At 52.9% G+C, this 25,433-nt stretch carries 22 protein-coding genes; 16 read left to right on the top strand and 6 right to left on the bottom strand.

Translation table 11 applies throughout. The features are described 5' to 3' along the window. Positions 1 to 61: 61 nt before the first annotated feature. Positions 62 to 1,261, bottom strand: coding sequence for an MFS transporter (locus tag OGY18_RS09650; RefSeq protein WP_286552827.1), 1,200 nt, complete (start codon positions 1,259 to 1,261; stop codon positions 62 to 64). Positions 1,262 to 1,360: 99 nt separating this feature from the next. Between OGY18_RS09650 and OGY18_RS09645 the strand changes: the two genes are divergently transcribed. Then, the gene (locus tag OGY18_RS09645) at positions 1,361 to 2,308 is read left to right on the top strand and encodes a LysR family transcriptional regulator (protein WP_435658664.1); all 948 of its coding nucleotides are present in this window, start codon (positions 1,361 to 1,363) and stop codon (positions 2,306 to 2,308) included. Between the two features lie 41 nt (positions 2,309 to 2,349). Here the strand turns inward: OGY18_RS09645 and rne are convergent, their stop codons facing one another. After that, positions 2,350 to 5,604 carry a ribonuclease E gene (rne, locus tag OGY18_RS09640; protein WP_286552822.1) on the bottom strand — a complete coding sequence of 1,085 codons (3,255 nt, stop codon included), beginning with the start codon at positions 5,602 to 5,604 and terminating at the stop codon, positions 2,350 to 2,352. Positions 5,605 to 6,178: 574 nt separating this feature from the next. Between rne and rluC the strand changes: the two genes are divergently transcribed. Further along, complete coding sequence (gene rluC, locus OGY18_RS09635) at positions 6,179 to 7,132, top strand: 23S rRNA pseudouridine(955/2504/2580) synthase RluC (protein ID WP_003036228.1); 954 nt, start codon at positions 6,179 to 6,181, stop codon at positions 7,130 to 7,132. A gap of 82 nt (positions 7,133 to 7,214) precedes the next feature. Here rluC and OGY18_RS09630 read toward each other — a convergent pair whose 3' ends face one another. Continuing rightward, positions 7,215 to 7,799, bottom strand: coding sequence for a Maf family protein (locus OGY18_RS09630; RefSeq protein ID WP_003832177.1), 585 nt, complete (start codon positions 7,797 to 7,799; stop codon positions 7,215 to 7,217). 197 nt (positions 7,800 to 7,996) lie between these two features. Between OGY18_RS09630 and yceD the strand changes: the two genes are divergently transcribed. The 14 genes from yceD to ptsG all read left to right on the top strand — a co-directional run bounded on the left by yceD (position 7,997) and on the right by ptsG (position 20,612). Continuing rightward, positions 7,997 to 8,518, top strand: coding sequence for a 23S rRNA accumulation protein YceD (gene yceD / locus OGY18_RS09625; RefSeq protein ID WP_003036239.1), 522 nt, complete (start codon positions 7,997 to 7,999; stop codon positions 8,516 to 8,518). A gap of 16 nt (positions 8,519 to 8,534) precedes the next feature. Continuing rightward, on the top strand, positions 8,535 to 8,708 hold the full coding sequence (rpmF, locus tag OGY18_RS09620) for a 50S ribosomal protein L32 (protein ID WP_003036242.1): 174 nt from the start codon (positions 8,535 to 8,537) through the stop codon (positions 8,706 to 8,708). A gap of 123 nt (positions 8,709 to 8,831) precedes the next feature. Continuing rightward, complete coding sequence (gene plsX / locus OGY18_RS09615; RefSeq protein WP_071846967.1) at positions 8,832 to 9,911, top strand: phosphate acyltransferase PlsX; 1,080 nt, start codon at positions 8,832 to 8,834, stop codon at positions 9,909 to 9,911. A gap of 77 nt (positions 9,912 to 9,988) precedes the next feature. Beyond that, entirely contained in the window at positions 9,989 to 10,942 is a 954-nt protein-coding gene (gene fabH / locus OGY18_RS09610) for a beta-ketoacyl-ACP synthase III (protein ID WP_286552820.1), read from the top strand. A 15-nt stretch (positions 10,943 to 10,957) separates the two neighbouring features. Next, complete coding sequence (gene fabD / locus OGY18_RS09605; RefSeq protein WP_126318487.1) at positions 10,958 to 11,887, top strand: ACP S-malonyltransferase; 930 nt, start codon at positions 10,958 to 10,960, stop codon at positions 11,885 to 11,887. 12 nt (positions 11,888 to 11,899) lie between these two features. Beyond that, positions 11,900 to 12,634, top strand: coding sequence for a 3-oxoacyl-ACP reductase FabG (fabG, locus tag OGY18_RS09600; RefSeq protein ID WP_003036255.1), 735 nt, complete (start codon positions 11,900 to 11,902; stop codon positions 12,632 to 12,634). A gap of 154 nt (positions 12,635 to 12,788) precedes the next feature. Continuing rightward, a complete protein-coding gene (gene acpP / locus OGY18_RS09595) occupies positions 12,789 to 13,025 on the top strand; it encodes an acyl carrier protein (RefSeq protein ID WP_000103754.1) in 237 nt (78 codons plus the stop codon). Positions 13,026 to 13,110: 85 nt separating this feature from the next. Continuing rightward, a complete protein-coding gene (fabF, locus tag OGY18_RS09590) occupies positions 13,111 to 14,352 on the top strand; it encodes a beta-ketoacyl-ACP synthase II (protein ID WP_003036260.1) in 1,242 nt (413 codons plus the stop codon). 135 nt (positions 14,353 to 14,487) lie between these two features. Continuing rightward, entirely contained in the window at positions 14,488 to 15,297 is an 810-nt protein-coding gene (pabC, locus tag OGY18_RS09585; protein WP_063941429.1) for an aminodeoxychorismate lyase, read from the top strand. Between the two features lie 2 nt (positions 15,298 to 15,299). Next, positions 15,300 to 16,322 carry a cell division protein YceG gene (gene yceG, locus OGY18_RS09580; protein ID WP_003832187.1) on the top strand — a complete coding sequence of 341 codons (1,023 nt, stop codon included), beginning with the start codon at positions 15,300 to 15,302 and terminating at the stop codon, positions 16,320 to 16,322. Continuing rightward, complete coding sequence (gene tmk / locus OGY18_RS09575) at positions 16,312 to 16,953, top strand: dTMP kinase (protein ID WP_284968818.1); 642 nt, start codon at positions 16,312 to 16,314, stop codon at positions 16,951 to 16,953. Before yceG ends, tmk begins: the two co-directional genes overlap by 11 nt. Continuing rightward, positions 16,950 to 17,954, top strand: a complete 1,005-nt coding sequence (gene holB, locus OGY18_RS09570; RefSeq protein WP_286552815.1) for a DNA polymerase III subunit delta' — start codon at positions 16,950 to 16,952, stop codon at positions 17,952 to 17,954. Before tmk ends, holB begins: the two co-directional genes overlap by 4 nt. A 10-nt stretch (positions 17,955 to 17,964) precedes the next feature. Beyond that, a complete protein-coding gene (locus tag OGY18_RS09565) occupies positions 17,965 to 18,762 on the top strand; it encodes a metal-dependent hydrolase (protein WP_020996495.1) in 798 nt (265 codons plus the stop codon). A gap of 416 nt (positions 18,763 to 19,178) precedes the next feature. Next, complete coding sequence (gene ptsG / locus OGY18_RS09560; RefSeq protein ID WP_003036277.1) at positions 19,179 to 20,612, top strand: PTS glucose transporter subunit IIBC; 1,434 nt, start codon at positions 19,179 to 19,181, stop codon at positions 20,610 to 20,612. A gap of 55 nt (positions 20,613 to 20,667) precedes the next feature. On the opposite strand, the gene OGY18_RS09555 is transcribed toward ptsG, so the two are convergent. From OGY18_RS09555 to shiA, 3 genes are all read right to left on the bottom strand, one after another. After that, positions 20,668 to 22,446, bottom strand: coding sequence for an aminopeptidase P family protein (locus tag OGY18_RS09555; RefSeq protein ID WP_286552810.1), 1,779 nt, complete (start codon positions 22,444 to 22,446; stop codon positions 20,668 to 20,670). Between the two features lie 15 nt (positions 22,447 to 22,461). Continuing rightward, positions 22,462 to 23,916: an AMP nucleosidase gene (locus OGY18_RS09550; protein ID WP_126318479.1), complete on the bottom strand. Its 1,455-nt coding sequence runs from the start codon at positions 23,914 to 23,916 to the stop codon at positions 22,462 to 22,464. Between the two features lie 118 nt (positions 23,917 to 24,034). Further along, positions 24,035 to 25,351 carry a shikimate transporter gene (gene shiA / locus OGY18_RS09545; RefSeq protein WP_286548377.1) on the bottom strand — a complete coding sequence of 439 codons (1,317 nt, stop codon included), beginning with the start codon at positions 25,349 to 25,351 and terminating at the stop codon, positions 24,035 to 24,037. Positions 25,352 to 25,433 lie beyond the last annotated feature (82 nt).

Below are 25,433 nucleotides of genomic sequence, written 5' to 3'. Positions count from 1 at the left end.
TATCTTGAAACTGGGTATGTTTGTCTGCCCGCTCCTTTAACACCCCGGAGCGGGCATTTTTTTAGGCAACCGACGTCTTACTAAGCGACGGGTTCCCCGTCAGTCTTATGACCAACGCAATTGCACTGCTGAAGGTAGCCAACACAACGACACCTTCCCAATTTGCCAGGGCGTAGACCTGACTTCCGAGAACTGAACCCAGCGCCATACCGATAAACACCATCGTAAACAGCAGAGCGTTCAGTCGTCCTCGTGCCAGAGGCTCCAGGCTATAGACCAGATTCTGGTGGGCAACCAGGCTGGATTGCAATCCGAGATCAAAACCTACAGCCGAAAGGGCGATGAGCAGCCACTGCCCCTGAACGGGCAGGGCGGGTAACAAAAACATCAGTGCGAAAGATACCGTTACCAGCAAAGCACCCATTTTCGTCACTTTTGCCGCACCCACTTTATCGGCAAGATGGCCCGCCATCGGTGCGGCAAGCGCTCCGGCTGCTCCCGCGATACCAAAAGCACCCGCTATAGCGCTACCCATGTGGTAATGCTCAGATAACATCACCGCCAGCGTAGACCAGAAGGCGCTAAAAGCAATGGACAGAAAGCCTTGTGCCAGTGCTGCGCGGCGCAAGGTGGAATATCGTTGCCAAAGTTGCGCCATTGAGAGCATTAATGATGGATAGCTCAACGTGGAATGGACCGTAAAGCGAGGCAGTACTTTCCACATAATCGCGGTAATTACGGCAATGCTGACGGCAGCGAGTTGGTACATCTCGCGCCAGCCAAACGCTTCGCCCACAAGTCCACTGACGGTACGTGAGAGTAAAATCCCCAACAGAAGGCCCGTCATCACGGTGCCCACCGTTTTTCCCTGCTTGCCTTCGGGCGCCAGTATTGCCGCCGCAGGCACAATATCTTGTGCCATGGTTGCCGCCATTCCCATCAGCAGGCTCACCAGTAATAGCGAATGCAACTGACCGGTAAAGCTACAGGCCAGCAGCAGCGCGGCAAGAGAGATGCTTTTCAGCAGGATTAATGTCCGGCGGTCATAACGATCGCCTAATGGCAATAAAAACAATATACCTAACGCATATCCCGCCTGGGTCAGCGTCGGGACCAACCCCATACCGGTGAGACTTAAGGCCAGATCCTGACCCATTAAAGGCAGAAGAGGCTGGGCGTAGTAGATAGCGGCCACGCTGAATCCGGCGCCCATTGCCAGAACAAAAATGACCCAACGGGAAAGTGCGGTATGTGTGTTCACAAATGATTCCTCAATCACAGGATGTGCGGTTATTTTTAACCTTCAGCGAGTGGCGCGGTAGCGAGCGCAGTGGTAAAACAGTTATACGTCAGACGTATGATGAAACTGAAAATGATAAAAAATGAGCGTATAGACAGGGTGGAGCTGATGCGTACGTTTGTACGTATTGTCGAAGCAGGATCGCTTTCGGCAGCGGCAAAACAGATAGGGACGACGCAGGCGACCGTTAGCAGACGGCTGCAATCGCTGGAAACGCTGCTGGGTGTGAAACTGCTTATGCGTACCACGCATGCGATGAAATTGACCGACGATGGTGAAAGAGGCTATCAGCATGCTAAGAAGATTATTGATGCCTGGCTGGCGCTGGAAGATGGACTTAATGTCACAGAAGATGAACCGGTGGGGACGTTGCGAGTCCGCGCACCGCATGCGTTCGGGCAACAACAACTACTTGAGCCGCTTTTGCAGTTTCTTTCGCGCTATCCCCAGTTGGCAGTCGAGTGGATGCTCAACGATAAAACCGTTGATTTTCTGAGCGATAATATTGACTGCGCGATCAGGGTTGGTGCTGAGGTGGATCCGGCCACGGTTTCCGTTTTACTGGCTGAAGTTCCCCGTAGTATGGTAGCGAGTCCAGGACTGCTGGAGCAATATGGCGAGCTTTCTCATCCTGAGCAGTTATCAGCGCTGCCCTGGATTGCCGTGAACACGTTTTTTCAGCATAGCGTTTCGTTGTTGCACCAATTGCGTAATGAGCCAGTCACGTTGAATATTTCACCCAGATTAAGTACCGACAGTATTTATGTCGCCAGAAATGCCGCGCTGGCGGGGTTGGGAGTGACTATTATTTCAAGCTGGATGGTGGCGGAGGATATTGCCAATGGACGTCTGGTTGCGTTGCTACCTGAGTGGCATGCGGCGCCGTTGCCTGTTCATTTGGTTTATCCATGGGCGCGTTACTATCCGACCCGCTTACGCAAGTTTCTGGCCCTAATGAAGGATGTTATGCCGCAGCTGACGGGGATGAAAGGCGTAGATCAGATATAAAAAAAGCCGACCCGAAGGCCGGCTTTGATATTGATTATGGCTTACTCAACAGGCTGTGGACGTGTTGCTGGCGCAGTCGCTTGATGCGTTGCGCTGTGTCCACCTGCGGCACCTTTGCCTTCAAAGGCGAATGCCGGACGCTGCCAGTCGCTGTGACGCGGCGCTTCTGGCACATATTCCGGTGCAGGAGCGCGGGTCATTGGCGCGGTTGCATGGCTGTGCAGGTGTTCAGCATCAGCGCTTGCTGCGACAACTTCAGCCTTAACGACTTCAGTTTCGACGACAGGCGCGGCAACAACGTCTCTCGGCGCTGCAACCTCTTCAACAACTGGCGCTGTTTCCACAACTTCAGCAATCTCTTCAACCACTTCTGGCTGGGGAATAACAACCTCTGCAGGCTCTTCAGCAACCGGTGCAGTCACAACGTCAGCCACAGGTTCGGCTTCAGCGGCGATTTCTTCTGCTACGGGCGCATCAGATGCAGCGATAATTTGCGGTTGTTCCTCGACAGGGGTCGCAATCACTTCCGGATGCGTGGTTTCAACCTGTGTGGTTTCAACAACGGCGGCCTGAGGCTCAGCTACGACAACCTCTGGTCGCACGGCTTCAACCGGCGCAGGGGCATCCACAATGTGTTCAACGGCAGCGGCAGCAACCTGAGGCTCTACGGCGACAGGTGCAGCTTGCTGCTGGACCATTTCCTGTTCGCGCTGTTCTTCAACCTGCTGATCCTGAGGACGTGCAACAGGGTAGCGGATCCAAACTTTACCGGACGCTAATTCTGGAGATGCGCAGGCGACCGTTAACGGCATCGGCGACTGAACCGGATAACGCTCGTCACGGTAACGACGACGACGCTGTCCACTGACGCGCAGATGGCGAGGAGAGCGGCGAGAACGACGCGGCATACCGTTGGAGTCACGAGCTTCGCTGTTGTCTTCCTGCTCAGTCGCAACGACGGCTGGCAGATCAACTTTCGCCAGTTCGGTGCGCTGTGCTGGTACCGGCTGTTCTGTTGGTTGAGCGACAGCAGTTTCAGCGACTACTGCGGCAGCTGCCACTTCGGCTTCAACCGCCGGGCTGTCAGTGAAACGAACTTTCTGAGTCAACTGACGCTGTTTGCGGCGGGTTTGAGGCTGACGTACGCGCTCTTCCTGCTCGGTATCTTGCACAGGTTGTTCAGCCTGGTTCAGCTCTTTAACTTCCTGCTGAGCCTGACGCTTGTCATCGTTACGACGGCGGTTGCGTTCGCGACGCGGCGCCTGCTGTTCATCACCGGATTTCGCTTTGTCTGCAACATCAGTGGTTTGCTGGCGGTTATCGCGAGCTTCCGCATTTTGCTGCTGGGACTGACGACGGTTACGGCGGTTATCTTCACGGTTTTCGCCGTTTTCTGAACGTTCGCTACGGTTGTCACGGTCACCGCGATTATCACGACGATCGTTACGGTCGCGACGATTGTTCTGACGCGGTTTACGACGATCCTGCTGGCGTTCGGTTTTCTCTTCAGCTTTCGGCGCAGGTTGTTCAACCGGTTTCACTTCTTCGCTACCACCGAAGATGGACTTCAGGGCGCCAAAGAAACGGCTAATCAAACCGGGCTGTGCGGCAACGGCTGCGGTTGCTGCAGCAGCTTTAGGCGCGGCGGCTTTCGCGGCAGGTTCCTGCAGAGCAGGGGCTGGCGGAACGTCTGGCATGGCGAAGGTGGCCAGTGCCGGTTGCTCAGGCTGTTTACGCTCGACGTACTCTTCTTCCGTCGGCAATGCCATTGCCTCTTCATGCAGTTTCGGCAGCAGATAGCTCAGGGTCGGTGTTTCTTCCCCTTTACGTACGCGCAGCACAGAATAGTGCGGGGTTTCCATCTGATCGTTTGGCACGATCACACAGCGCACGCCATTCTGACGCGTTTCGATAGCATTTACCGCGGTACGTTTTTCGTTGAGCAGGTAAGAGGCGATCGGCACAGGAACAATAGCGTGAACTTCTTGCGTATTTTCTTTCAGTGCTTCTTCTTCGATCAGACGCAGAATAGACAGCGACAGTGATTCGTTATCACGTACGGTACCGGTGCCGGAACAACGCGGGCACACGTGATGGCTGGATTCACCCAGAGACGGGCTCAGACGCTGACGAGACATCTCCAGCAGACCGAAGCGAGAAATATGACTGATCTGAATACGCGCTCTGTCCTGGCGTACGGCCTCGCGCAGACGGTTTTCAACCGCGCGCTGGTGGCGAACCGGCGTCATATCAATGAAGTCGATTACAATCAGACCGCCGAGGTCGCGCAGACGCAGCTGACGGGCAATTTCATCGGCTGCTTCAAGGTTAGTGTTGAACGCTGTTTCTTCGATGTCGCCGCCGCGAGTTGCGCGTGCGGAGTTGATATCGATAGCGGTCAGTGCCTCTGTGCTGTCAATAACGATTGAGCCGCCGGACGGCAGACGTACTTCGCGCTGGAACGCGGATTCAATCTGAGACTCGATCTGATAGTGGCTGAACAGCGGGATTTCACCGGTGTACAGTTTGATTTTGCTGCTGAAATCCGGACGACCCAGTGCGGCGATGTGCTGACGCGCCATCTCCATCACTTTCGGGTTATCGATAAGGATTTCGCCGATGTCCTGACGTAAGTAGTCACGGAAAGCGCGAACGATAACGTTGCTTTCCTGGTGGATCAGGAATGGAGCAGGGCGGCTGTCAGCGGCTTTTTGAATCGCTTCCCAGTGCTTCAGGCGGAAGCTCAGGTCCCACTGCAGTGCTTCGGCGGATTTGCCGACCCCTGCGGTACGCACGATAAGCCCCATGCCATCAGGCAGTTCCAGGCTTGCCAGCGCTTCTTTTAATTCGGTACGGTCGTCGCCTTCAATGCGACGGGAGATACCGCCCGCGCGTGGGTTGTTCGGCATCAGAACCAGATAACTACCCGCCAGGCTGATAAAGGTAGTCAGCGCAGCGCCTTTATTGCCGCGTTCTTCTTTATCGATCTGAACGATGACTTCCTGACCTTCGCGCAACACGTCTTTAATGTTGGGACGACCATGGGAGTTGTAGTTAGCGGGGAAGTATTCGCGGGCAATTTCTTTTAACGGGAGGAAACCGTGACGTTCAGCGCCGTAATCAACAAAAGCAGCTTCCAGACTCGGTTCAATACGGGTAATTTTGCCTTTATAGATGTTGGCTTTTTTCTGTTCGTGTCCAGGACTTTCGATATCCAGATCGTACAGACGTTGCCCATCTACAAGGGCGACACGCAACTCTTCCTGCTGAGTTGCGTTAATTAACATTCTTTTCATCGTAACTTACTCATTATTCTTACATTGACGACTAAGCTGCGGGCAGAGTAATGCCTTTCCGGGTGTGAACCGATGGCCTCGTGTCTATTCGCGTCGCCAACCTCACGGTTATCGTCAGCTCAAAGAGGCGCAGAGTGTCGGTTGCCTGCATTTCATACGGAAACACAGCGCAATTATCAGGGGAACAGTCTGGGTGTTACTCTCCAGAAAAGCTTCCATATTACCGGTAAGGACTGCAACCCGCAGCCCGCTAACTGCCTGAAAGATCAATACGTCTTACGCCATTGCTGCGTTGATGATCGGTCGGGCAAAATTGGGTCATTCCGGAAAAGTTCTTGTTTTAACAAGATTCAACACGGAAACAACCTCATTATTCCACTGCTAACCTTGTTATAGCAAGATGACTTTTGCCATTTATCACCCGGTTACTCACAGTTTTTTCACTTCCGCGTAGTGATTGCTTTAATAACCACCAAATCGGCTATGTCAAACTTAAGTAATAAGGTATAGCAGTTAATATAAGCATAGAAAAATGTGTGGCGCGAATCTTGATGGCTATTTAAAATCGGCCCCCATGAAAACAGAGACTCCAGCCGTAAAAACAGTTGCCATTACTGCAGACGAAGCAGGGCAACGCATCGACAACTTTTTGCGCACCCAGCTTAAGGGCGTGCCAAAAAGTATGATTTATCGCATTTTGCGTAAAGGCGAAGTGCGGGTGAACAAAAAACGCATTAAACCCGAGTACAAACTCGAAGACGGGGATATTGTGCGTATTCCACCTGTGCGTGTCGCTGAACGTGAAGAAGAGGCCATTTCGCCAAACCTGCAGAAGGTCGCGGCGCTGACCGACGTCATTTTATATGAAGATGACCACATTCTGGTGCTTAACAAACCTTCAGGTACGGCCGTACATGGCGGAAGCGGGTTAAGCTTTGGCGTCATTGAAGGATTACGTGCGTTGCGACCGGAAGCGCGTTTCCTTGAACTGGTGCATCGCCTCGACCGGGATACCTCCGGCGTTTTGCTGGTGGCTAAAAAACGCTCAGCCTTGCGTTCATTGCATGAACAACTGCGTGAAAAAGGCATGCAGAAAGACTATCTCGCGCTGGTTCGAGGCCAATGGCAGTCGCATGTCAAAACCGTGCAGGCGCCGCTGTTAAAGAACATTCTGCAAAGCGGCGAGCGTATCGTGCGGGTGAACCAGGAAGGCAAACCGTCAGAAACACGTTTTAAAGTGGAAGAGCGCTATGCGTTTGCTACGCTTGTGCGCTGTAGCCCGGTGACCGGACGTACGCACCAGATTCGTGTGCATACCCAGTATGCCGGTCATCCAATTGCTTTTGACGATCGCTACGGTGACCGTGAGTTCGATAAGCAACTGGCGGATACGGGGTTGAATCGGCTTTTCCTGCACGCCGCAGCGTTGAAATTTACCCATCCGGGAACGGGGGAAGTGATGCGTATTGAAGCGCCGATGGATAAGCAATTGAAGCGCTGCCTCGAGGTTTTACGCAGTAAAGCCTGATGCGCGTTGCTTATCAGGCCTACAATCGTGTGATGCACAGTAGGCCTGATAAGACGCATCGCGTCGCCATCAGGCAGATCAATCAGGCATTCAACGGGTTCATCTCTTCCCGCCGCAGCATTTGACACAACGCGATAAGCGGCAAACCGATCAAGGTATTTGGGTCACGACCCTCCAGGCGTTCAAAGAGTGCAATACCTAACCCTTCACTTTTGAAACTACCTGCACAATGGAGCGGACGCTCTTTGCGCAGATAATCATCAATTTCCGCCTCGCTTAAATGACGGAAATGGACGTCAAAAGGTTCTACTTCAGTTTGTAAATGTCCGGTCGCAGAATTATACAGCGCCAGTCCAGTGTAAAACGTCACAATATTGCCACGGGCTTTGAGTAATTGTTGGCGCGCATTTTCTTCAGTTAATGGTTTGCCGGTTATTTCACCATCAAGAACACAAATTTGATCGGAGCCAATAATCAGATGCGATGGGTAACGGTGGGCGAGAGATTGCGCTTTTTTCTGCGCCAGTCGCAAGACTAAATGGCGTGGTGCTTCGCCGGGCAACGGCGTTTCATCAACCTCTGGCGCAGCGCATTCAAACGGGATTGCCAGTTTTTCGAGTAAAGCGCGACGCCAGGGGGAGGTAGAAGCAAGAATAAGTTGAGGCATATTTTTTCCCTCGCATATAGCGTATTGATGAGAGCCATTTTAAACTATGGACTTCGACCTACAAGCTGGCTGTAGTGGCTTGTCTTGAGCGATTTTAAGTCGATGACCCGCAATGTGTGCGAATTATTGGCAAAAGGCAACCACAGGCTGCCTTTTTCTTTGACTATATGACGTTACAAAGTTAATATGCGCGCCCTATGCAAAAGGTAAAATTACCCCTGACTCTTGATCCGGTTCGTACGGCTCAAAAACGCCTCGATTATGAAGGTATCTATACTTCTGATCTGGTTGAGCGCGTCGCCGATTCTGTAGTCAGTGTGGACAGTGATGTGGAATGCTCCATGTCGTTCGCTATCGATAACCAGCGTCTCGCCGTTATAACCGGTGATGCGAAGGTATCGGTTACGCTCGAATGCCAGCGTTGCGGGAAACCGTTCCCACTTCATGTTCACACAACATATTGTTTTAGTCCTGTCCGTTCTGACGAGCAGGCTGAAGCACTCCCGGAAGCGTATGAGCCGATTGAGGTTAACGAATTCGGTGAAATCGATCTGCTTGCAATGGTTGAAGATGAGATTATCCTCTCCTTGCCGGTAGTTCCGGTGCATGATTCTGAACACTGTGAAGTGTCCGAGGCGGACATGGTCTTTGGCGAATTGCCTGATGAAGCGCAAAAACCAAACCCATTTGCCGTATTAGCCAGCTTAAAGCGTAAGTAATTGAGGAGTAAGGTCCATGGCCGTACAACAGAATAAACCAACCCGTTCCAAACGTGGCATGCGTCGTTCTCATGACGCTCTGACCGCAGTCACCAGCCTGTCTGTAGACAAAACTTCTGGTGAACAACACCTGCGTCACCACATCACTGCCGACGGTTTCTACCGTGGCCGTAAGGTAATCGCTAAGTAATCACGCATGACTCAATGGTTTTCCCACTTCTGGTGAGAAAGACAAAGAGTGAACGCGTGATGAAGCTTAGTGAGGCTTTCCCCGGGTAACTGGGGAAACACCTAACCGGGCAGCGACGATACCTTGACACGTCTAACCTTGGCGTTAGATGTCATGGGGGGAGATTTTGGCCCTACCGTGACAGTGCCTGCAGCATTGCAGGCACTGAATTCTAATTCGCAACTCACACTTCTTTTAGTCGGGGATCCCGATACAATCACGCCATTACTTGCCAAAGCTGACTTCGAACAACGTTCGCGTCTGCAGATTATCCCTGCTCAGTCAGTTATTGCCAGTGATGCCCGGCCCTCGCAAGCTATTCGCGCCAGTCGTGGAAGCTCAATGCGTGTTGCCCTGGAGCTCGTGAAAGAAGGTCAGGCACAAGCTTGTGTCAGCGCCGGTAATACGGGCGCACTCATGGGACTTGCGAAGTTATTGCTCAAACCTCTTGAGGGGATTGAGCGTCCTGCGTTGGTGACGGTGTTACCCCATCAGCAAAAGGGCAAAACGGTGGTTCTGGATTTGGGCGCCAACGTAGATTGTGATAGCACGATGTTGGTGCAATTTGCCGTCATGGGTTCCGTGCTGGCAGAAGAGGTTGTTGGCATTGCCAATCCTCGCGTAGCGTTACTCAACATCGGCGAAGAAGAAACGAAAGGTCTCGACAGTATTCGAGATGCTTCAGCTGTGCTAAAAACAATCCCTTCCATTAATTATATCGGCTATCTTGAAGCCAATGAGTTACTGACTGGCAAAACCGATGTGTTGGTCTGTGACGGTTTTACAGGTAATGTCACATTAAAGACGATGGAAGGTGTTGTCAGAATGTTCCTTTCACTGCTGAAATCTCAGGGTGAGGGCAAAAAACGGTCGTGGTGGCTTCTGTTATTAAAACGTTGGTTACAAAAAAGCCTGACAAGGCGATTTAGTCACCTCAACCCCGACCAGTATAATGGCGCCTGTCTGTTAGGATTGCGCGGCACGGTGATTAAGAGTCATGGTGCGGCCAATCAGCGAGCATTTGAAGTCGCGATTGAACAGGCAGTGCAGGCGGTGCAGCGACAAGTTCCTCAGCGAATTGCCGCTCGCCTGGAATCTGTATACCCAGCTGGATTCGAACTGCTGGACGGTGGCGAAAGCGCAAAATCACGAGCACACAGATAACGGTGCGTTTGTGAATGTGGCCAACGTATCAGCGATTTGCTCGTAGCGGTATATAACCAAAAAGTGACTGAGCGTACATGTATACGAAGATTATTGGTACTGGCAGCTATCTGCCTGAACAAGTGCGTACTAACGCCGATTTGGAAAAAATGGTTGAGACATCTGATGAGTGGATCGTCACTCGTACAGGTATCCGTGAACGCCATATTGCAGCGCCAAATGAAACAGTTGCGACGATGGGCTTTGTCGCCGCAAACCGTGCGATTGAAATGGCGGGCATCGACAAAGAACAAATTGGTCTGATTGTGGTTGCTACCACATCATCCACTCACGCATTTCCAAGCGCGGCGTGCCAGATCCAAAGTATGCTGGGGATCAAAGGCTGTCCGGCGTTTGACGTTGCAGCCGCTTGTGCTGGCTTCACTTACGCCCTGAGCGTTGCCGACCAGTACGTTAAATCTGGCGCAGTTAAGCATGCTCTGGTCGTTGGCTCCGATGTCCTGGCCCGTACCTGCGATCCAACCGATCGCGGAACGATCATCATTTTCGGTGATGGGGCTGGTGCGGTTGTACTGAGCGCATCAGAAGAGCCAGGCATTCTCTCCACGCATCTGCACGCTGACGGTCGCTACGGCGAACTGTTGACGCTGCCTAACGCCGATCGCGTGAACCCGGAAAACCCGATCCACCTGACGATGGCGGGTAACGAAGTATTTAAAGTCGCGGTGACCGAGCTTGCGCACATCGTTGATGAAACGCTGGAAGCCAATAATCTCGACCGTTCTGCGCTGGACTGGCTGGTGCCGCATCAGGCTAACCTGCGCATTATCAGCGCGACAGCTAAAAAGCTGGGTATGTCGATGGATAATGTTGTCGTGACGCTCGACAGACATGGTAATACCTCTGCTGCCTCCGTACCGTGCGCGCTGGACGAAGCCGTCCGCGACGGGCGTATTAAAGCTGGGCAGTTGATATTGCTTGAAGCCTTCGGGGGTGGATTCACCTGGGGCTCCGCGCTGGTTCGTTTCTAGTATAAGGATTTAAACATGACGCAATTTGCATTTGTGTTTCCGGGGCAGGGTTCCCAGACCGTTGGGATGTTGTCTGAAATGGCAGCAACCTACCCAATTGTTGAAGAAACATTTGCTGAAGCATCAGCTGCACTGGGCTATGATCTGTGGGCGTTGACTCAGCAAGGTCCGGCTGAAGAACTGAATAAAACCTGGCAGACGCAGCCCGCGCTGTTGACCGCATCCGTTGCGCTTTATCGCGTATGGCAGCAGCAGGGGGGTAAAACACCTGCGCTGATGGCGGGTCACAGCCTGGGCGAATATTCTGCGCTGGTATGTGCGGGTGTTATCGGTTTTGCCGATGCCGTACGTCTGGTTGAACTGCGTGGCAAATTCATGCAGGAAGCGGTTCCGGAAGGCACTGGCGGCATGTCTGCTATTATCGGTCTGGACGATGCCGCTATCGCTAAAGCGTGCGAAGAGTCTGCCGAAGGCCAGGTGGTTTCACCGGTAAACTTTAACTCACCGGGTCAGGTGGTTATTGCCGGGCATAAAGAAGCCGTAGAACGTGCTGGTGTTGCCTGTAAAGCCGCGGGCGCTAAGCGTGCGCTGCCGCTGCCGGTCAGCGTTCCTTCTCACTGCGCGCTGATGAAGCCAGCTGCTGAGAAACTGGCCGTTGAGCTGCAGAAAATCACCTTTAACGCACCGACTGTTCCGGTTGTGAACAACGTTGATGTGAAGTGTGAAACTACGGCAGACGCAATTCGCGATGCGCTGGTTCGTCAGCTGTATAGCCCGGTTCAGTGGACTAAAACCGTTGAATTTATGGCATCCCAGGGCGTAGAGCACCTGTATGAAGTCGGTCCGGGTAAAGTTCTGACCGGTCTGACGAAACGTATTGTTGATACCCTGACTGCTTCGGCACTGAATGAGCCGGCGGCACTGTCTGCGGCGCTAGAGCAATAAAAGAGGAAGACCATGAGTTTTGAAGGAAAAATCGCGCTGGTTACCGGTGCAAGCCGTGGCATTGGCCGCGCAATTGCTGAGACACTCGTTGCCCGTGGCGCGAAAGTTATCGGTACTGCTACCAGCGAAAGCGGCGCGCAGGCCATTAGCGATTACTTAGGTGCAAATGGTAAAGGTCTGATGTTGAATGTGACCGATCCGGCATCTATCGAATCTGTTCTGGAAAATATTCGCGCAGAATTTGGTGAAGTCGATATCCTGGTCAATAATGCCGGGATTACTCGTGATAACCTGTTAATGCGCATGAAAGATGACGAGTGGAACGATATCATCGAAACCAACCTGTCATCTGTTTTCCGTCTGTCAAAAGCGGTAATGCGAGCTATGATGAAAAAGCGTCATGGGCGTATTATCACTATCGGTTCTGTGGTTGGTACCATGGGAAATGCGGGTCAGGCTAACTACGCTGCGGCGAAAGCGGGTCTGATCGGCTTCAGTAAATCACTGGCGCGCGAAGTTGCGTCTCGTGGCATTACTGTAAACGTTGTTGCTCCGGGCTTTATTGAAACGGACATGACGCGTGCGCTGTCTGATGATCAGCGTGCGGGTATTCTGGCGCAGGTTCCTGCGGGTCGCCTCGGCGGCGCTCAGGAAATCGCCAGTGCGGTTGCATTTTTAGCTTCTGACGAAGCAAGTTACATCACAGGTGAGACTTTGCACGTCAACGGCGGGATGTACATGGTTTAACCACGATGAAAAATATTTGCGTTATTGTAGGTCTTGGCCTCAAAATAACGTAAAATCGTGGTAAGACCTGCCGGGATTTAGTTGCAAATTTTTCAACATTTTATACACTACGAAAACCATCGCGAAAGCGAGTTTTGATAGGAAATTTAAGAGTATGAGCACTATCGAAGAACGCGTTAAGAAAATTATCGGCGAACAGCTGGGCGTTAAGCAGGAAGAAGTAACCAACAATGCTTCCTTCGTTGAAGACCTGGGCGCAGATTCTCTTGACACCGTTGAGCTGGTAATGGCTCTGGAAGAAGAGTTTGATACTGAGATTCCGGACGAAGAAGCTGAGAAAATCACTACCGTTCAGGCTGCCATTGATTACATCAACGGCCACCAGGCGTAAGTGAACATCTCCAGGCGGTCATTCGACCGCCTGAGTTTTATCTTTTTATCCCACTTGAATTATTTTCCCTCCCTGGAGGACAACCGTGTCTAAGCGTCGTGTAGTTGTGACCGGACTGGGCATGTTGTCTCCTGTCGGCAATACCGTAGAGTCTACCTGGAAAGCTCTCCTTGCCGGTCAGAGTGGCATCAGCCTGATCGACCATTTCGATACTAGCGCCTATGCAACGAAATTTGCTGGCTTAGTAAAGGATTTTAACTGTGAAGACATTATCTCGCGCAAAGAACAGCGCAAGATGGATGCCTTCATTCAATATGGAATTGTCGCTGGCGTTCAGGCCATGCAGGATTCTGGCCTCGAAATTACGGAAGAGAACGCTCATCGTATTGGCGCCGCTATCGGCTCTGGTATTGGCGGTCTCGGTCTTATCGAAGAAAACCATACCTCACTGGTAAACGGTGGACCGCGTAAGATCAGCCCGTTCTTCGTTCCGTCGACGATTGTTAACATGGTGGCTGGTCACCTGACCATCATGTACGGCCTGCAAGGGCCAAGCATCTCCATCGCGACCGCCTGTACTTCAGGCGTGCATAACATCGGTCATGCCGCACGTATCATTGCATACGGCGATGCAGACGCGATGGTTGCGGGTGGTGCTGAAAAAGCCAGTACGCCGTTGGGTGTGGGTGGCTTTGGCGCGGCACGTGCACTGTCTACGCGTAATGATAACCCGCAAGCGGCAAGCCGCCCGTGGGACAAAGAGCGTGACGGCTTTGTGCTGGGCGACGGCGCTGGCATGGTGGTACTGGAAGAGTACGAGCATGCAAAAGCGCGTGGTGCAAAAATCTATGCTGAAGTCGTTGGCTTCGGTATGAGCAGCGATGCATACCACATGACGTCGCCACCGGAAAACGGTGCAGGCGCTGCGCTGGCAATGGTCAACGCACTGCGCGATGCGGCTATTGAAGCGGGTCAGATCGGCTATGTCAACGCACATGGTACGTCTACGCCTGCAGGCGATAAAGCTGAAACCCAGGCAGTGAAATCTGTCTTTGGCGATGCGGCAAGCCGTGTGATGGTAAGCTCCACCAAATCCATGACCGGACACCTGTTGGGTGCGGCGGGCGCGGTAGAGTCTATCTTCTCTATCCTGGCGCTGCGCGATCAGGCTATTCCGCCAACCATCAACCTGGATAATCCGGATGAAGGTTGTGACCTGGACTTCGTACCTCACGAAGCGCGTCAGGTTAGTGGTCTGGAGTATGCGCTGTGTAACTCCTTTGGCTTCGGTGGTACCAACGGATCTTTGATCTTTAAAAAGATTTAAGTCTGTCAGGTGATGCGCTAGCATCGATAGCAAATTGAAAAGGTCCGCTTGTCGGGCCTTTTTTTATTCGGTTTTCCGCCCTTGTCCTGTGTACCTCATCCTGCCAAACTAGCGGACCAGAAATAAGGAGCCACCATGTTCTTAATTAATGGCTGCGAGCAAGATATGCTGGCCGCAAGCGATCGAGCGGCCCAATTTGGTGATGGCTGTTTTACCACTGCCTGTATTATCGACGGTGAAATCCCTCTCTTTGCAGCGCATCTTGAGCGTTTACAAGACGCTTGCCAAAAACTGCTGATCTCTTTTGAAGATTGGTCCGAGCTGCAAAATGAAATGAAAATGCTGGCGAAAGGGCACGTACGCGGTGTGTTGAAAGTGATTATCAGCCGTGGCAGTGGAGGCCGGGGTTACAGTGGCAAAAATTGTCATAGTGCCACACGCATCCTCTCCGTTTCAGCCTGGCCCGATCATTACGATCGTTGGCGGCAAGAAGGTATTACGCTGGCGCTAAGCCCAGTGCGGCTGGGACGTAATCCACTGCTTGCCGGGCTTAAACACCTGAATCGACTGGAGCAGGTGTTGATTCGCTCTCATCTTGAACAGACGGACGCCGATGAAGCGCTGGTTCTTGACAGCGAGGGATGGGTTACGGAATGCTGTGCGGCTAATTTGTTCTGGCGTAAAGGCGATGTGGTTTACACGCCCCGGCTGGACCAGGCCGGAGTGAACGGTATTATGCGACAATTCTGTATCCGGATGCTGGCACAATCGCCATTCAGTATTGTCGAAGTGTATGCCGGGTTGGAGGAGGTAATGCAGGCTGATGAAATCGTCGTCTGTAACGCGTTAATGCCCATTATTCCCGTGCGTGCCTGTGGCGACACGTTGTTGTCTTCACGTTTGTTATTCGATTATTTAGCCCCACTTTGTGAGCACCCGAATTAGTCATGAAAAAACTGTTACTTGTTGTCCTGTTATTGCTGGTTGTGCTGGGCATTGCCGCTGGAGTGGGAATGTGGAAAGTTCGCCATCTGGCGGACAGCAAATTATTGATTAAAGAAGAAACGATTTTTACGCTGAAAGCGGGGACGGGCCGTCTGGCTCTCGGCGAACAGCTGTATGCAGACAAAGTTATCAATCGTCCGCGCGTGTTCCAGTGGCTGCTGCGTGTGGAGCCCGAGCTGTCGCATTTTAAGGCCGGAACATATCGCTTCACGCCTGACATGACGGTGCGGGACATGCTGCAACTACTGGAAAGCGGCAAAGAGGCGCAGTTCCCGTTACGTCTGGTTGAAGGGATGCGCCTGAGCGATTACCTCAAACAGCTGCGTGATGCCCCGTATATCAAACATACGTTAAGCGACGATAGCTATGAGACCGTGGCCGAGGCACTTAAGCTGGAAAACTCGCAATGGGTAGAAGGCTGGTTCTGGCCAGATACCTGGATGTATACCGCCAATACTACTGACGTAGCGTTGCTAAAACGCGCGCATCAGAAAATGGTTAAAGCGGTGGATACTGTCTGGGAGGGGCGCGCTGATGGCCTGCCTTATCAGGACAAAAATCAGCTGGTAACCATGGCTTCTATTATTGAAAAAGAAACTGCGGTCGCCAGCGAGCGCGACCAGGTGGCTTCGGTCTTTATTAACCGTTTACGCATCGGTATGCGTTTACAAACCGATCCGACCGTGATTTACGGGATGGGTACACGGTATAATGGCAAATTGTCGCGTGTGGATTTAGACACCCCGACCGCCTATAACACCTATACCATTACGGGGCTGCCGCCAGGCCCGATTGCCATGCCGGGAGAGGCATCGTTGCAGGCCGCGGCACATCCGGCAAAAACGCCGTATCTTTATTTTGTGGCTGACGGTAAAGGTGGCCACACGTTTAACACCAATCTTGCCAGCCACAACCGGTCCGTGCAGGATTACCTGAAAGTGCTTAAGGAAAAAAATGGGCAGTAACTATATCGTCATCGAGGGCCTGGAAGGCGCCGGAAAAACCACCGCACGTGACGTAGTGGTAGAGACACTTGAGCAACTCGGTATTCGTGACATGGTTTTCACCCGCGAACCTGGTGGAACGCAGCTGGCTGAGAAACTAAGAAGTCTGGTGCTGGATATTAAATCGGTCGGTGACGAGGTCATTACCGATAAAGCCGAAGTTCTGATGTTTTACGCGGCGCGTGTGCAGTTGGTCGAAACCGTTATTAAACCTGCACTGGCGAAAGGCGCGTGGGTAATTGGCGATCGTCACGATCTGTCGACCCAGGCGTATCAGGGCGGCGGACGCGGTATCGATCAAAACATGCTGGCAACCCTGCGTGATGCGGTGCTTGGTGATTTTCGTCCGGACCTGACGATCTATCTGGATGTGACGCCAGAAGTCGGGTTGAAGCGTGCCCGTGCCCGCGGCGAGCTGGATCGTATTGAGCAGGAATCTTTCGACTTCTTTAATCGTACTCGCGCGCGTTATCTTGAGCTGGCTGCCAAAGACGCCAGCATTCGTACTATAGACGCTACGCAGCCGTTGGAGGCTGTGATGGCTGATATCCGTCATACCATCACCCAATGGGTGAAGGAGCAGGGCGCATGAAATGGTACCCATGGTTACGACCGGATTTTGAAAAACTGGTAGCCAGCTACCAGACGGGTCGTGGTCACCATGCGTTACTGATTCAGGCGTTACCCGGAATGGGCGACGACGCGCTGATTTACGCCCTCAGCCGCTATTTAATGTGCCAGCAGCCGGAAGAGCATAAAAGCTGTGGACAGTGCCGCGGCTGTCAGCTAATGCAGGCGGGGACGCACCCTGACTACTATTCGCTGCTGCCGGAAAAAGGCAAAAGCACGCTGGGGGTTGATGCGGTACGCGAAGTCAGTGAAAAGCTGTACGAGCATTCGCGTCTCGGCGGCGCGAAGGTCGTGTGGATCCCGGATGCTGCCCAGTTAACTGATGCCGCCGCCAACGCCTTGCTGAAAACGCTGGAAGAACCCCCGGCACAAACCTGGTTTTTCCTCGCCAGCACAGAGCCAGCTCGCTTGCTGGCGACATTACGCAGCCGTTGTCGGTTACATCATCTTGCACCACCGCCGGAGTCGTATGCGATTTCCTGGCTTGCTCGTGAAGTGACTGCGTCGTCAGAAGCGCTGCTGAGCGCGTTACGCCTGAGTGCAGGTTCGCCAGGCGCGGCACTTACGTTGTTACAGGCTGAAAGCTGGGCGCACCGCACAGATTTTTGTGCGGCACTGGTGAACACATTAAACACAGGCGACTGGTATATACTGCTCGCGGCGTTAAACCACGATCAGGCTGCCGCCCGTTTACACTGGCTGGCAACGTTGTTGACCGATGCGTTGAAACGTCCGTATGGCGTTTCCCATTTAACGAATCCTGATGCGCTGGACCTGATATCTTCTATCGCAGAACGGTTATCCGTTGCCCAGATACAGGCGATACTCGGTGACGTTTGTCATTGTCGTCAGCAACTGCTGAACGTGACGGGCGTAAACCGTGAGCTGGTGTTAACCGATCTTATTCTTCGTATTGAGCATTACCTGCAACCAGGCTCCGTACTGCCTGTTCCCCATCTTTGAGAGAGACATTATGTTTTTAGTCGACTCACACTGCCATCTTGATGGCCTGGATTATCAATCTCTGCATAAGGACGTGGACGACGTGCTGGCGAAAGCGGCCGCACGCGATGTGAAATTCTGTCTTGCCGTTGCGACCACTCTGCCAGGATACCGCAGTATGCGCGAACTGGTCGGTGAGCGTGACAATGTGGTTTTTTCCTGCGGCGTGCACCCGTTAAATCAGGATGAAACCTATGATGTTGAGGACCTGCGCCGTTTTGCCGCCGAAGAGGGGGTTGTGGCGATGGGAGAAACCGGGCTGGACTATTTTTACACGCCGGAAACAAAGGTGCGCCAGCAGGAATCTTTTATCCACCATATTCAGATCGGCCGTGAGTTACAGAAGCCGGTTATCGTGCATACCCGCGATGCGCGAGCCGATACGCTGTCTATTCTGCGCGAAGAAAAAGTGACGGATTGTGGCGGCGTACTACACTGTTTTACAGAGGACAGAGAAACGGCGGGCAAATTACTGGACCTTGGATTCTATATCTCGTTTTCCGGCATCGTCACGTTCCGAAATGCAGAGCAGCTCCGTGATGCCGCCCGCTATGTTCCTCTGGACCGGTTATTGGTCGAGACGGATTCTCCCTACCTTGCGCCTGTACCGCATCGTGGAAAAGAGAACCAGCCCGCCATGACTCGTGACGTTGCAGAGTACATGGCCGTAGTGAAAGGTGTTGCCGTTGAAGAACTGGCGCAGGCAACCACTGATAACTTTGCCCGCCTGTTTCACATCGACGCTTCTCGCCTGCAATCTGTTCGTTAACTGACTTTTTTTAAAGCTCGTAATTAATCACTAATGCGAGTAAAGTTCACCGCCACAAAATGGGCGGTGAATAATCAGTTTGACACATTCAGAAACTCATTTTATCGGAATGTGCGGATTTTGCGGCCATTCACGACTGAACTGTGATAGCCGTCAAACAAAAACAAACTGAATTATTTTACTCTGTGTAATAAATAAAGGGTACTTAGATGCCCTGTACACGGCGAGGTTCTCCCCCCTCGCCAATGCGTGAGAACGTAGAATACACAAAGTCAATCAAGCTGCATCAAGGCGGCAAGTGAGTGAATTGCAGGAGCTTACCAGAGTAAGTGACTGGGATGAACGAGCGCAGCCCACCCTGAGGCGGTTTGAAGGATGAAGTGTATAAGCACAAATACTCAGGAGCACTCCTAATTATGTTTAAGAATGCATTTGCTAACCTGCAAAAGGTCGGTAAATCGCTGATGCTGCCGGTATCCGTACTCCCGATTGCAGGTATCCTGCTGGGCGTCGGTTCCGCTAACTTCAGCTGGCTGCCAGCCGTTGTATCGCACGTAATGGCAGAAGCAGGCGGTTCTGTTTTTGCGAACATGCCGCTGATTTTTGCTATCGGTGTTGCGTTAGGCTTCACTAATAATGACGGTGTATCTGCACTGGCATCCGTTGTTGCTTACGGCATCATGGTTAAGACCATGGCTGTTGTTGCGCCGCTGGTTCTGCATTTACCTGCTGAAGAGATCGCCGCTAAACACCTTGCTGATACGGGTGTTCTCGGGGGGATTATCTCCGGTGCGATTGCAGCGTATATGTTCAACCGTTTCTACCGTATCAAATTGCCTGAGTATCTTGGCTTCTTTGCGGGTAAGCGCTTCGTTCCTATCATTTCTGGTCTGGCTGCCATCTTCACAGGTGTGGTTCTGTCCTTCATTTGGCCACCGATCGGTACTGCTATTCAGACGTTCTCCCAGTGGGCTGCATACCAGAACCCGGTCGTGGCGTTCGGTATCTATGGCTTCATTGAACGCTGCCTGGTACCGTTTGGTCTGCACCATATCTGGAACGTTCCATTCCAGATGCAGATCGGTGAGTACACTAACGCTGCGGGTCAGGTGTTCCACGGTGATATTCCTCGCTACATGGCGGGTGACCCGACTGCGGGCAAACTGTCCGGTGGCTTCCTGTTCAAAATGTACGGTCTGCCGGCTGCCGCTATCGCTATCTGGCACTCTGCTAAACCAGAAAACCGCGCGAAAGTGGGCGGTATCATGATCTCCGCGGCGCTGACCTCGTTCCTGACCGGTATTACCGAGCCGATCGAGTTCTCCTTCATGTTCGTGGCGCCGATCCTGTACATCATCCACGCGATTCTGGCTGGTCTGGCATTCCCGATCTGTATCCTGCTGGGTATGCGCGACGGTACGTCGTTCTCCCACGGTCTGATCGACTTTATCGTTCTGTCCGGTAACAGCAGCAAACTGTGGCTGTTCCCGATTGTCGGAATCGGTTATGCGATTGTTTACTACACCATCTTCCGTGTGCTGATCAAAGCGCTGGACCTGAAAACTCCGGGTCGTGAAGATGCTACCGAAGACAGCAAAGCAGGTGCGTCCGGCGAAATGGCTCCGGCTCTGGTTGCGGCATTCGGCGGTAAAGAAAACATCACTAACCTTGATGCGTGCATCACCCGTCTGCGTGTCAGCGTGGCTGACGTTGCCAAAGTGGATCAGGCTGGCCTGAAGAAACTGGGTGCGGCAGGCGTTGTGGTAGCTGGTTCCGGTGTTCAGGCTATCTTCGGGACTAAGTCCGATAACCTGAAAACTGAAATGGATGAGTACATCCGTAACAGCTAAGCAGTAAGAAGTTGGGGAGAACTAAGGCAGCCTGCGGGCTGCCTTTTTTATTGCATTAATTAGCCTGAACGCGAATCGGTGCGGTGGCAGCGAACAGCCATGGACGTGCCTCTGCGTTCACGCGCGGGGATAACGTCTCTCTGACCTGCTGGTGGTAATCATCAATCCACTGTTTCTCAGCATCACTCAGCAGATGCAGTTCAACCAGATTCAAATCAATCGGTACTAGCGTCAGCGTTGAGAAACGACAAAAACCAGGACGACTGTTGATAATCTCCACCTGATTCTCAATACGGATCCCATACTGTCCGGCCAGATAATAACCCGGCTCGATGGTGATGATATTGCCTGCGACCAGTGGCCACGGGTTTACTTTTTTGGCGATGCGATGGGGTTGCTCATGAATAAGCAACTGGTGACCCACGCCGTGTCCCGTGCCATGATCAAAATCCAGTCCCAGCTCCCACAACGCCCGGCGGCTAAAGGCATCCAGTTGATGGCCCTGAGTCCCACTGGGAAACTGCAGCGAAATAAGCGACAAAAAGCCTTTCAACACGGCTGTGTAATGTAGGCGACGTTGCGGATCCTGTGGGCCAAATGCGAGGGTACGCGTCGTATCCGTCGTACCATTGTGGTACTGGCCACCGGAATCATTCAGATACATGGCCTGCGAGGTAATTGGCGTATTGGTCTTTTCACTGGAGTGGTAATGGCACATTGCGGCATTGCTGGCAGAGGCCGAAATCGTGCTGAAACTTTGCTCGATAAATCCCGGCTGCTGCTGGCGAAATTCCAGTTGCTTGGCCTGCGCTTCCAGCTCGGTGACCGGATTGCCTGCCGCTTCGCGCAAAGGAACTTCATGGGCCAGCCAGGCAAGGAAGTTTACCCAGGCTGCGCCATCTTGTTCATGGCATTCCCGATAGCCTGCCAGTTCAACGTCATTTTTGTTGGATTTCATCAGAGTGATGGGATCGGGCGCCCAAAGAACGTTGCCACCGTGTTTTTCAATGGCAAAACGCAACGCGACCGGGGCGTAGTCTTTATCGACCAGGAAACGCTTCCCATTAGCTAACTGCTGGCAGCGAGTCAGAAAATTCTCTTGCGGGGCAAGAGTAAGCGTATCCAGCAGTGATGCGGGAAGCTGTTGCGTTTTATTGCTATCCACAAACCATTCCAGCTCACCGCTGGGATGGAGCAGGGCAAACGAAAACGGCACTGGCACCATGGCCAGATCCGAACCGCGTACATTCAATAACCATGCAATGTTATCCGGCAGGGTAATTGCCAGCACGTCAGCCTGGTGTTGAGCGAGTTGTTCCACGACGCGGGCACGCTTTTGCGTGCTGCTTTCCCCGCTGATTTCAATGGGCATTTCACGAATGATGCCGCAGGGGGCTGCCGGTCGGTCTAGCCATACCTGGTCAAAAGGATCTTGCTCAAGAGGCACCAGCTTGCAATGTGTTGCCGACAAGGCTTCAAACTGGCTGTTGACCATCAGCATTGGTTCAAAGCCGATACGTGTACCCGCTGCAACGTGAGACTGCAAATAGTCGGCCAGCGGCTCATCGTGTAAATGATGAATTTCAAAATCATCCAGCGAGACTTCATTGCGTACCTGGACCTGATAGCGTCCATCGACAAACATTAACGCGCGATCCCGAAGGACCAACGCGAGGCCGGCAGAGCCGCTAAAACCGGTCAGCCAGGCCAGTTTATTGTCATGCGGCGTACAATCTTCACTTTGATGAGCATCGGCGCGCGGAACAATCATGCCATCCAGCCCCTGCGCTATCAGCAGGTTGCGCAGGGCGGAAAGAGGAGTTGAGTTGTGCATAGTTACCTTCAGGTCTTAACGGAACGGCGGTTCGTTGAATGTACGTAATTTACGGGAGTGCAGTCGGTCGCCTTCAGCACGCAGACGATCGATAGCCCGGATACCTATTTGCAGATGCTCAGAAATGGCACCTTCATAAAAACGGTTAGCCTGACCAGGCAGTTTGATCTCACCGTGCAGCGGCTTGTCGGAAACGCACAACAGCGTGCCGTACGGAACGCGGAAACGATACCCCTGAGCGGCGATGGTGGCGCTTTCCATATCGATAGCCACTGCGCGGCTGAGGTTGAAACGCAGCGCAGAAGCGGAATAGCGTAGCTCCCAGTTACGATCGTCGGTGGTGACGACGGTACCGGTACGCAGGCGCTGTTTAACCTCTTCACCGGGCATACCGCTGACTTCTTTGGTCGCGTCATACAGTGCGCGTTGAACTTCCGCGATGCTCGGAATTGGAATATCTGGCGGCAGTACGGCATCCAGCACGTGGTCGTCGCGCAGATAAGCGTGGGCCAGAACATAGTCGCCAATCGCCTGACTTTCACGCAGCCCGCCACAGTGACCAATCATCAGCCAGACGTCAGGACGCAGTACGGCCAGATGATCGCAAATGGTTTTGGCGTTAGATGGGCCAACGCCGATATTAACCAGCGTGATCCCCTGACCGTCGGCGGTGATTAAATGCCAGGCGGGCATCTGGTGTTTCTTCCAGGCGAGATCGGAGATGGCTTCTTCAGGCGCTTCAGTTTCAGCGGTGATCCAAATCCCGCCCGCGCAAGAAAGCGCGATATACGGGCTGTCCGGGTCGAGGATCTGGCTGCAACCCCAGCGCACAAACTCATCGACATAGCGGGTGTAGTTAGTGAACAGCACAAACGGCTGAAAATGTTCAACCGGCGTTCCCGTGTAATGACGCAGTCGTGCCAGCGAAAAATCTACTCGTCGGGCGTCGAAGTGCGACAACGGGGAGAATTCCGCCGGATGATAGGTACCGTCTGCTGTTTCATCGCCAATCTGTGACAGCTCGGTAGTGGGGAAATGGCGCGTTAATCCGGCGCTCATCGAGCGGTCGAGCGTCAGTTCAGAACCGTCAATGACATACGGATAGGGGATTTCATGCTGCGACGGCTCGACGGAGATATGCGCATCATAATCCTGATACAGCAGCGTGAGCTGTTCTTCAAGATACGGACGAAAAAGCGACGGACGGGTAATCGTAGTGGTGTAGCTGCCCGCATGGGTAAAACGACCATAGGCGCGGGTTTTCGGGGGATTGGTGGCGCTGCCATCCCAGGTGACACACAGTGATGGGTAAACAAAAAGACCGTTATGGCGGGCGATTACATCAGGGAGCGTCCCTGTTTCAATATACTTACCAATGGCGCTACGCAGTGCTTTAACCGACTGCTCGTACAGCGCGTCCAGTTTATCCAGTGCCTGAGCCGGGGTCAGGCTGGAGCCCTTATTGTTCATGTCTGTCTCCTTGTTCCACAGATGTACTGCTCTCCCGATAGTATGTCACAGGAATGTGAAACAAAAGTCAGACGTTGAGGAAGATTGTGCGAAGACCGGACGGCCTCCGCACTCAGGCTTAACCGTGCTGCTTATCCCGCATCAGCAATGCTGTAGTGGCGGAAATAAGACAACCCGCCATCAGATAAATGGCCACACTGTGCCAGTCTCCGCCGGAAAATGTCACCAGTGCAGCAGCAATGAAGGGGGTAAAACCGCCGCCAACCACACTTGCTACCTGATAGCCAACGCCCGCGCCGCTGTAGCGATAGCTTGCGCCAAACAAACCGGTAAACATAGGTTGCTGCACGCAGACCACCATATCGTGTGCAATGTTGGCCAACATAATCGCGAAGAACACGATCCAGAAAATGGATTGCGCTTCTAACGCCATAAAGAACGGGAATGCGCTGAGCGTCCCGACCAGTGCGCCGGTAATGTAAACGCGCCGGCGACCAAAACGGTCGGCGAGCCAGGCGAAGCAGGGGATGGTCAGACAGCTCAGCCCACCCACCAACAAGCCGATATTCAGAAACAGTTCACGGGGTAAGCCCAGATTCTGCGTGGAGTAATTTAGGGCAAACGCGGTGACGATATACATCGTCAGCAGTTCACACAGGCGCAGAGCGATAATTTTCAAAAAGGCACCGGGATGACGGATTAACGCCTCGACTACCGGTAGTCTCTTTTTCTCTGGTTGCGGTGCCTGCTGCTGCAGTTCGAATTCGGCTGATTCATCCATTCGGTTACGCATCCACAACGCGCCCAATACCAGTACGATGCTGAACAGAAATGGAATACGCCAGCCCCAACTCAGGAACTGCTCATCGGTGGTTTGCGAGCTAATCAGCGAGACCAGACCGGTAGAAAGCAGTAGCCCGACGCCATAACCGACCTGAACGCCGCTGCTGTAGAAGGCTTTTTTATTTTTCGGCGCGCTTTCGACGGAGAGCAACGCCGCGCCACCCCATTCACCGCCAACGGCGAATCCCTGAATAGCACGCAGCGTCACCAGCAGAACGGGAGCCCACCAGCCAATGGCGTCAAAGGAAGGAATGATCCCTATCAGTGCAGTGGCGATCCCCATCATCCAGACGGTGAGCATCAGCATACGTTTACGCCCCAGGCGATCGCCGAAGTGGCCGAAGATCACCCCGCCTAACGGGCGGAACAAAAATCCGACGCCAAAGGTAGCAAATGCGGCAAGTGTCCCCATCGCCGGGCTGACTTGCGGGAAGAACTCGCGGTTAAAGACCAGTGCGGCAGTGATGCCGTAAAGCAGAAAATCATACCAGTCGACCACGGCACCCGCGAAGCTACCAAGCGCAGCGCGTCGGGCGCGGTTAAGCGAAGAGGCGTCCTGTTGGGGACCCGTGGAGGTGAGGGAGGAATCCATAGTTATCCTGTCTGTACTGTTTTTTAGTTATTAGTATTTGAGTTGGGTTACACACATTGCAGTCGCAATATTAACGACCGTT

Source organism: Citrobacter sp. Cpo142, assembly GCF_030332425.1.
Taxonomy (GTDB): domain Bacteria; phylum Pseudomonadota; class Gammaproteobacteria; order Enterobacterales; family Enterobacteriaceae; genus Citrobacter; species Citrobacter portucalensis.
Note: the sequence above shows the minus strand (reverse complement) of the source record. Positions and strands in the feature narration are given on the sequence as shown.

What these genes read in the sequence shown, in the direction of transcription:
- OGY18_RS09645 (WP_435658664.1), top strand. Translation starts at nt 1,361, where the DNA reads ATGAAACTGAAAATGATAAAAAATGAGCGTATAGACAGGGTGGAGCTG.
- rne (WP_286552822.1), bottom strand. Translation starts at nt 5,604, where the DNA reads ATGAAAAGAATGTTAATTAACGCAACTCAGCAGGAAGAGTTGCGTGTC.
- rluC (WP_003036228.1), top strand. Translation starts at nt 6,179, where the DNA reads ATGAAAACAGAGACTCCAGCCGTAAAAACAGTTGCCATTACTGCAGAC.
- OGY18_RS09630 (WP_003832177.1), bottom strand. Translation starts at nt 7,799, where the DNA reads ATGCCTCAACTTATTCTTGCTTCTACCTCCCCCTGGCGTCGCGCTTTA.
- yceD (WP_003036239.1), top strand. Translation starts at nt 7,997, where the DNA reads ATGCAAAAGGTAAAATTACCCCTGACTCTTGATCCGGTTCGTACGGCT.
- rpmF (WP_003036242.1), top strand. Translation starts at nt 8,535, where the DNA reads ATGGCCGTACAACAGAATAAACCAACCCGTTCCAAACGTGGCATGCGT.
- fabH (WP_286552820.1), top strand. Translation starts at nt 9,989, where the DNA reads ATGTATACGAAGATTATTGGTACTGGCAGCTATCTGCCTGAACAAGTG.
- fabD (WP_126318487.1), top strand. Translation starts at nt 10,958, where the DNA reads ATGACGCAATTTGCATTTGTGTTTCCGGGGCAGGGTTCCCAGACCGTT.
- fabG (WP_003036255.1), top strand. Translation starts at nt 11,900, where the DNA reads ATGAGTTTTGAAGGAAAAATCGCGCTGGTTACCGGTGCAAGCCGTGGC.
- acpP (WP_000103754.1), top strand. Translation starts at nt 12,789, where the DNA reads ATGAGCACTATCGAAGAACGCGTTAAGAAAATTATCGGCGAACAGCTG.
- pabC (WP_063941429.1), top strand. Translation starts at nt 14,488, where the DNA reads ATGTTCTTAATTAATGGCTGCGAGCAAGATATGCTGGCCGCAAGCGAT.
- yceG (WP_003832187.1), top strand. Translation starts at nt 15,300, where the DNA reads ATGAAAAAACTGTTACTTGTTGTCCTGTTATTGCTGGTTGTGCTGGGC.
- tmk (WP_284968818.1), top strand. Translation starts at nt 16,312, where the DNA reads ATGGGCAGTAACTATATCGTCATCGAGGGCCTGGAAGGCGCCGGAAAA.
- holB (WP_286552815.1), top strand. Translation starts at nt 16,950, where the DNA reads ATGAAATGGTACCCATGGTTACGACCGGATTTTGAAAAACTGGTAGCC.
- OGY18_RS09565 (WP_020996495.1), top strand. Translation starts at nt 17,965, where the DNA reads ATGTTTTTAGTCGACTCACACTGCCATCTTGATGGCCTGGATTATCAA.
- ptsG (WP_003036277.1), top strand. Translation starts at nt 19,179, where the DNA reads ATGTTTAAGAATGCATTTGCTAACCTGCAAAAGGTCGGTAAATCGCTG.
- OGY18_RS09555 (WP_286552810.1), bottom strand. Translation starts at nt 22,446, where the DNA reads ATGCACAACTCAACTCCTCTTTCCGCCCTGCGCAACCTGCTGATAGCG.
- OGY18_RS09550 (WP_126318479.1), bottom strand. Translation starts at nt 23,916, where the DNA reads ATGAACAATAAGGGCTCCAGCCTGACCCCGGCTCAGGCACTGGATAAA.
- shiA (WP_286548377.1), bottom strand. Translation starts at nt 25,351, where the DNA reads ATGGATTCCTCCCTCACCTCCACGGGTCCCCAACAGGACGCCTCTTCG.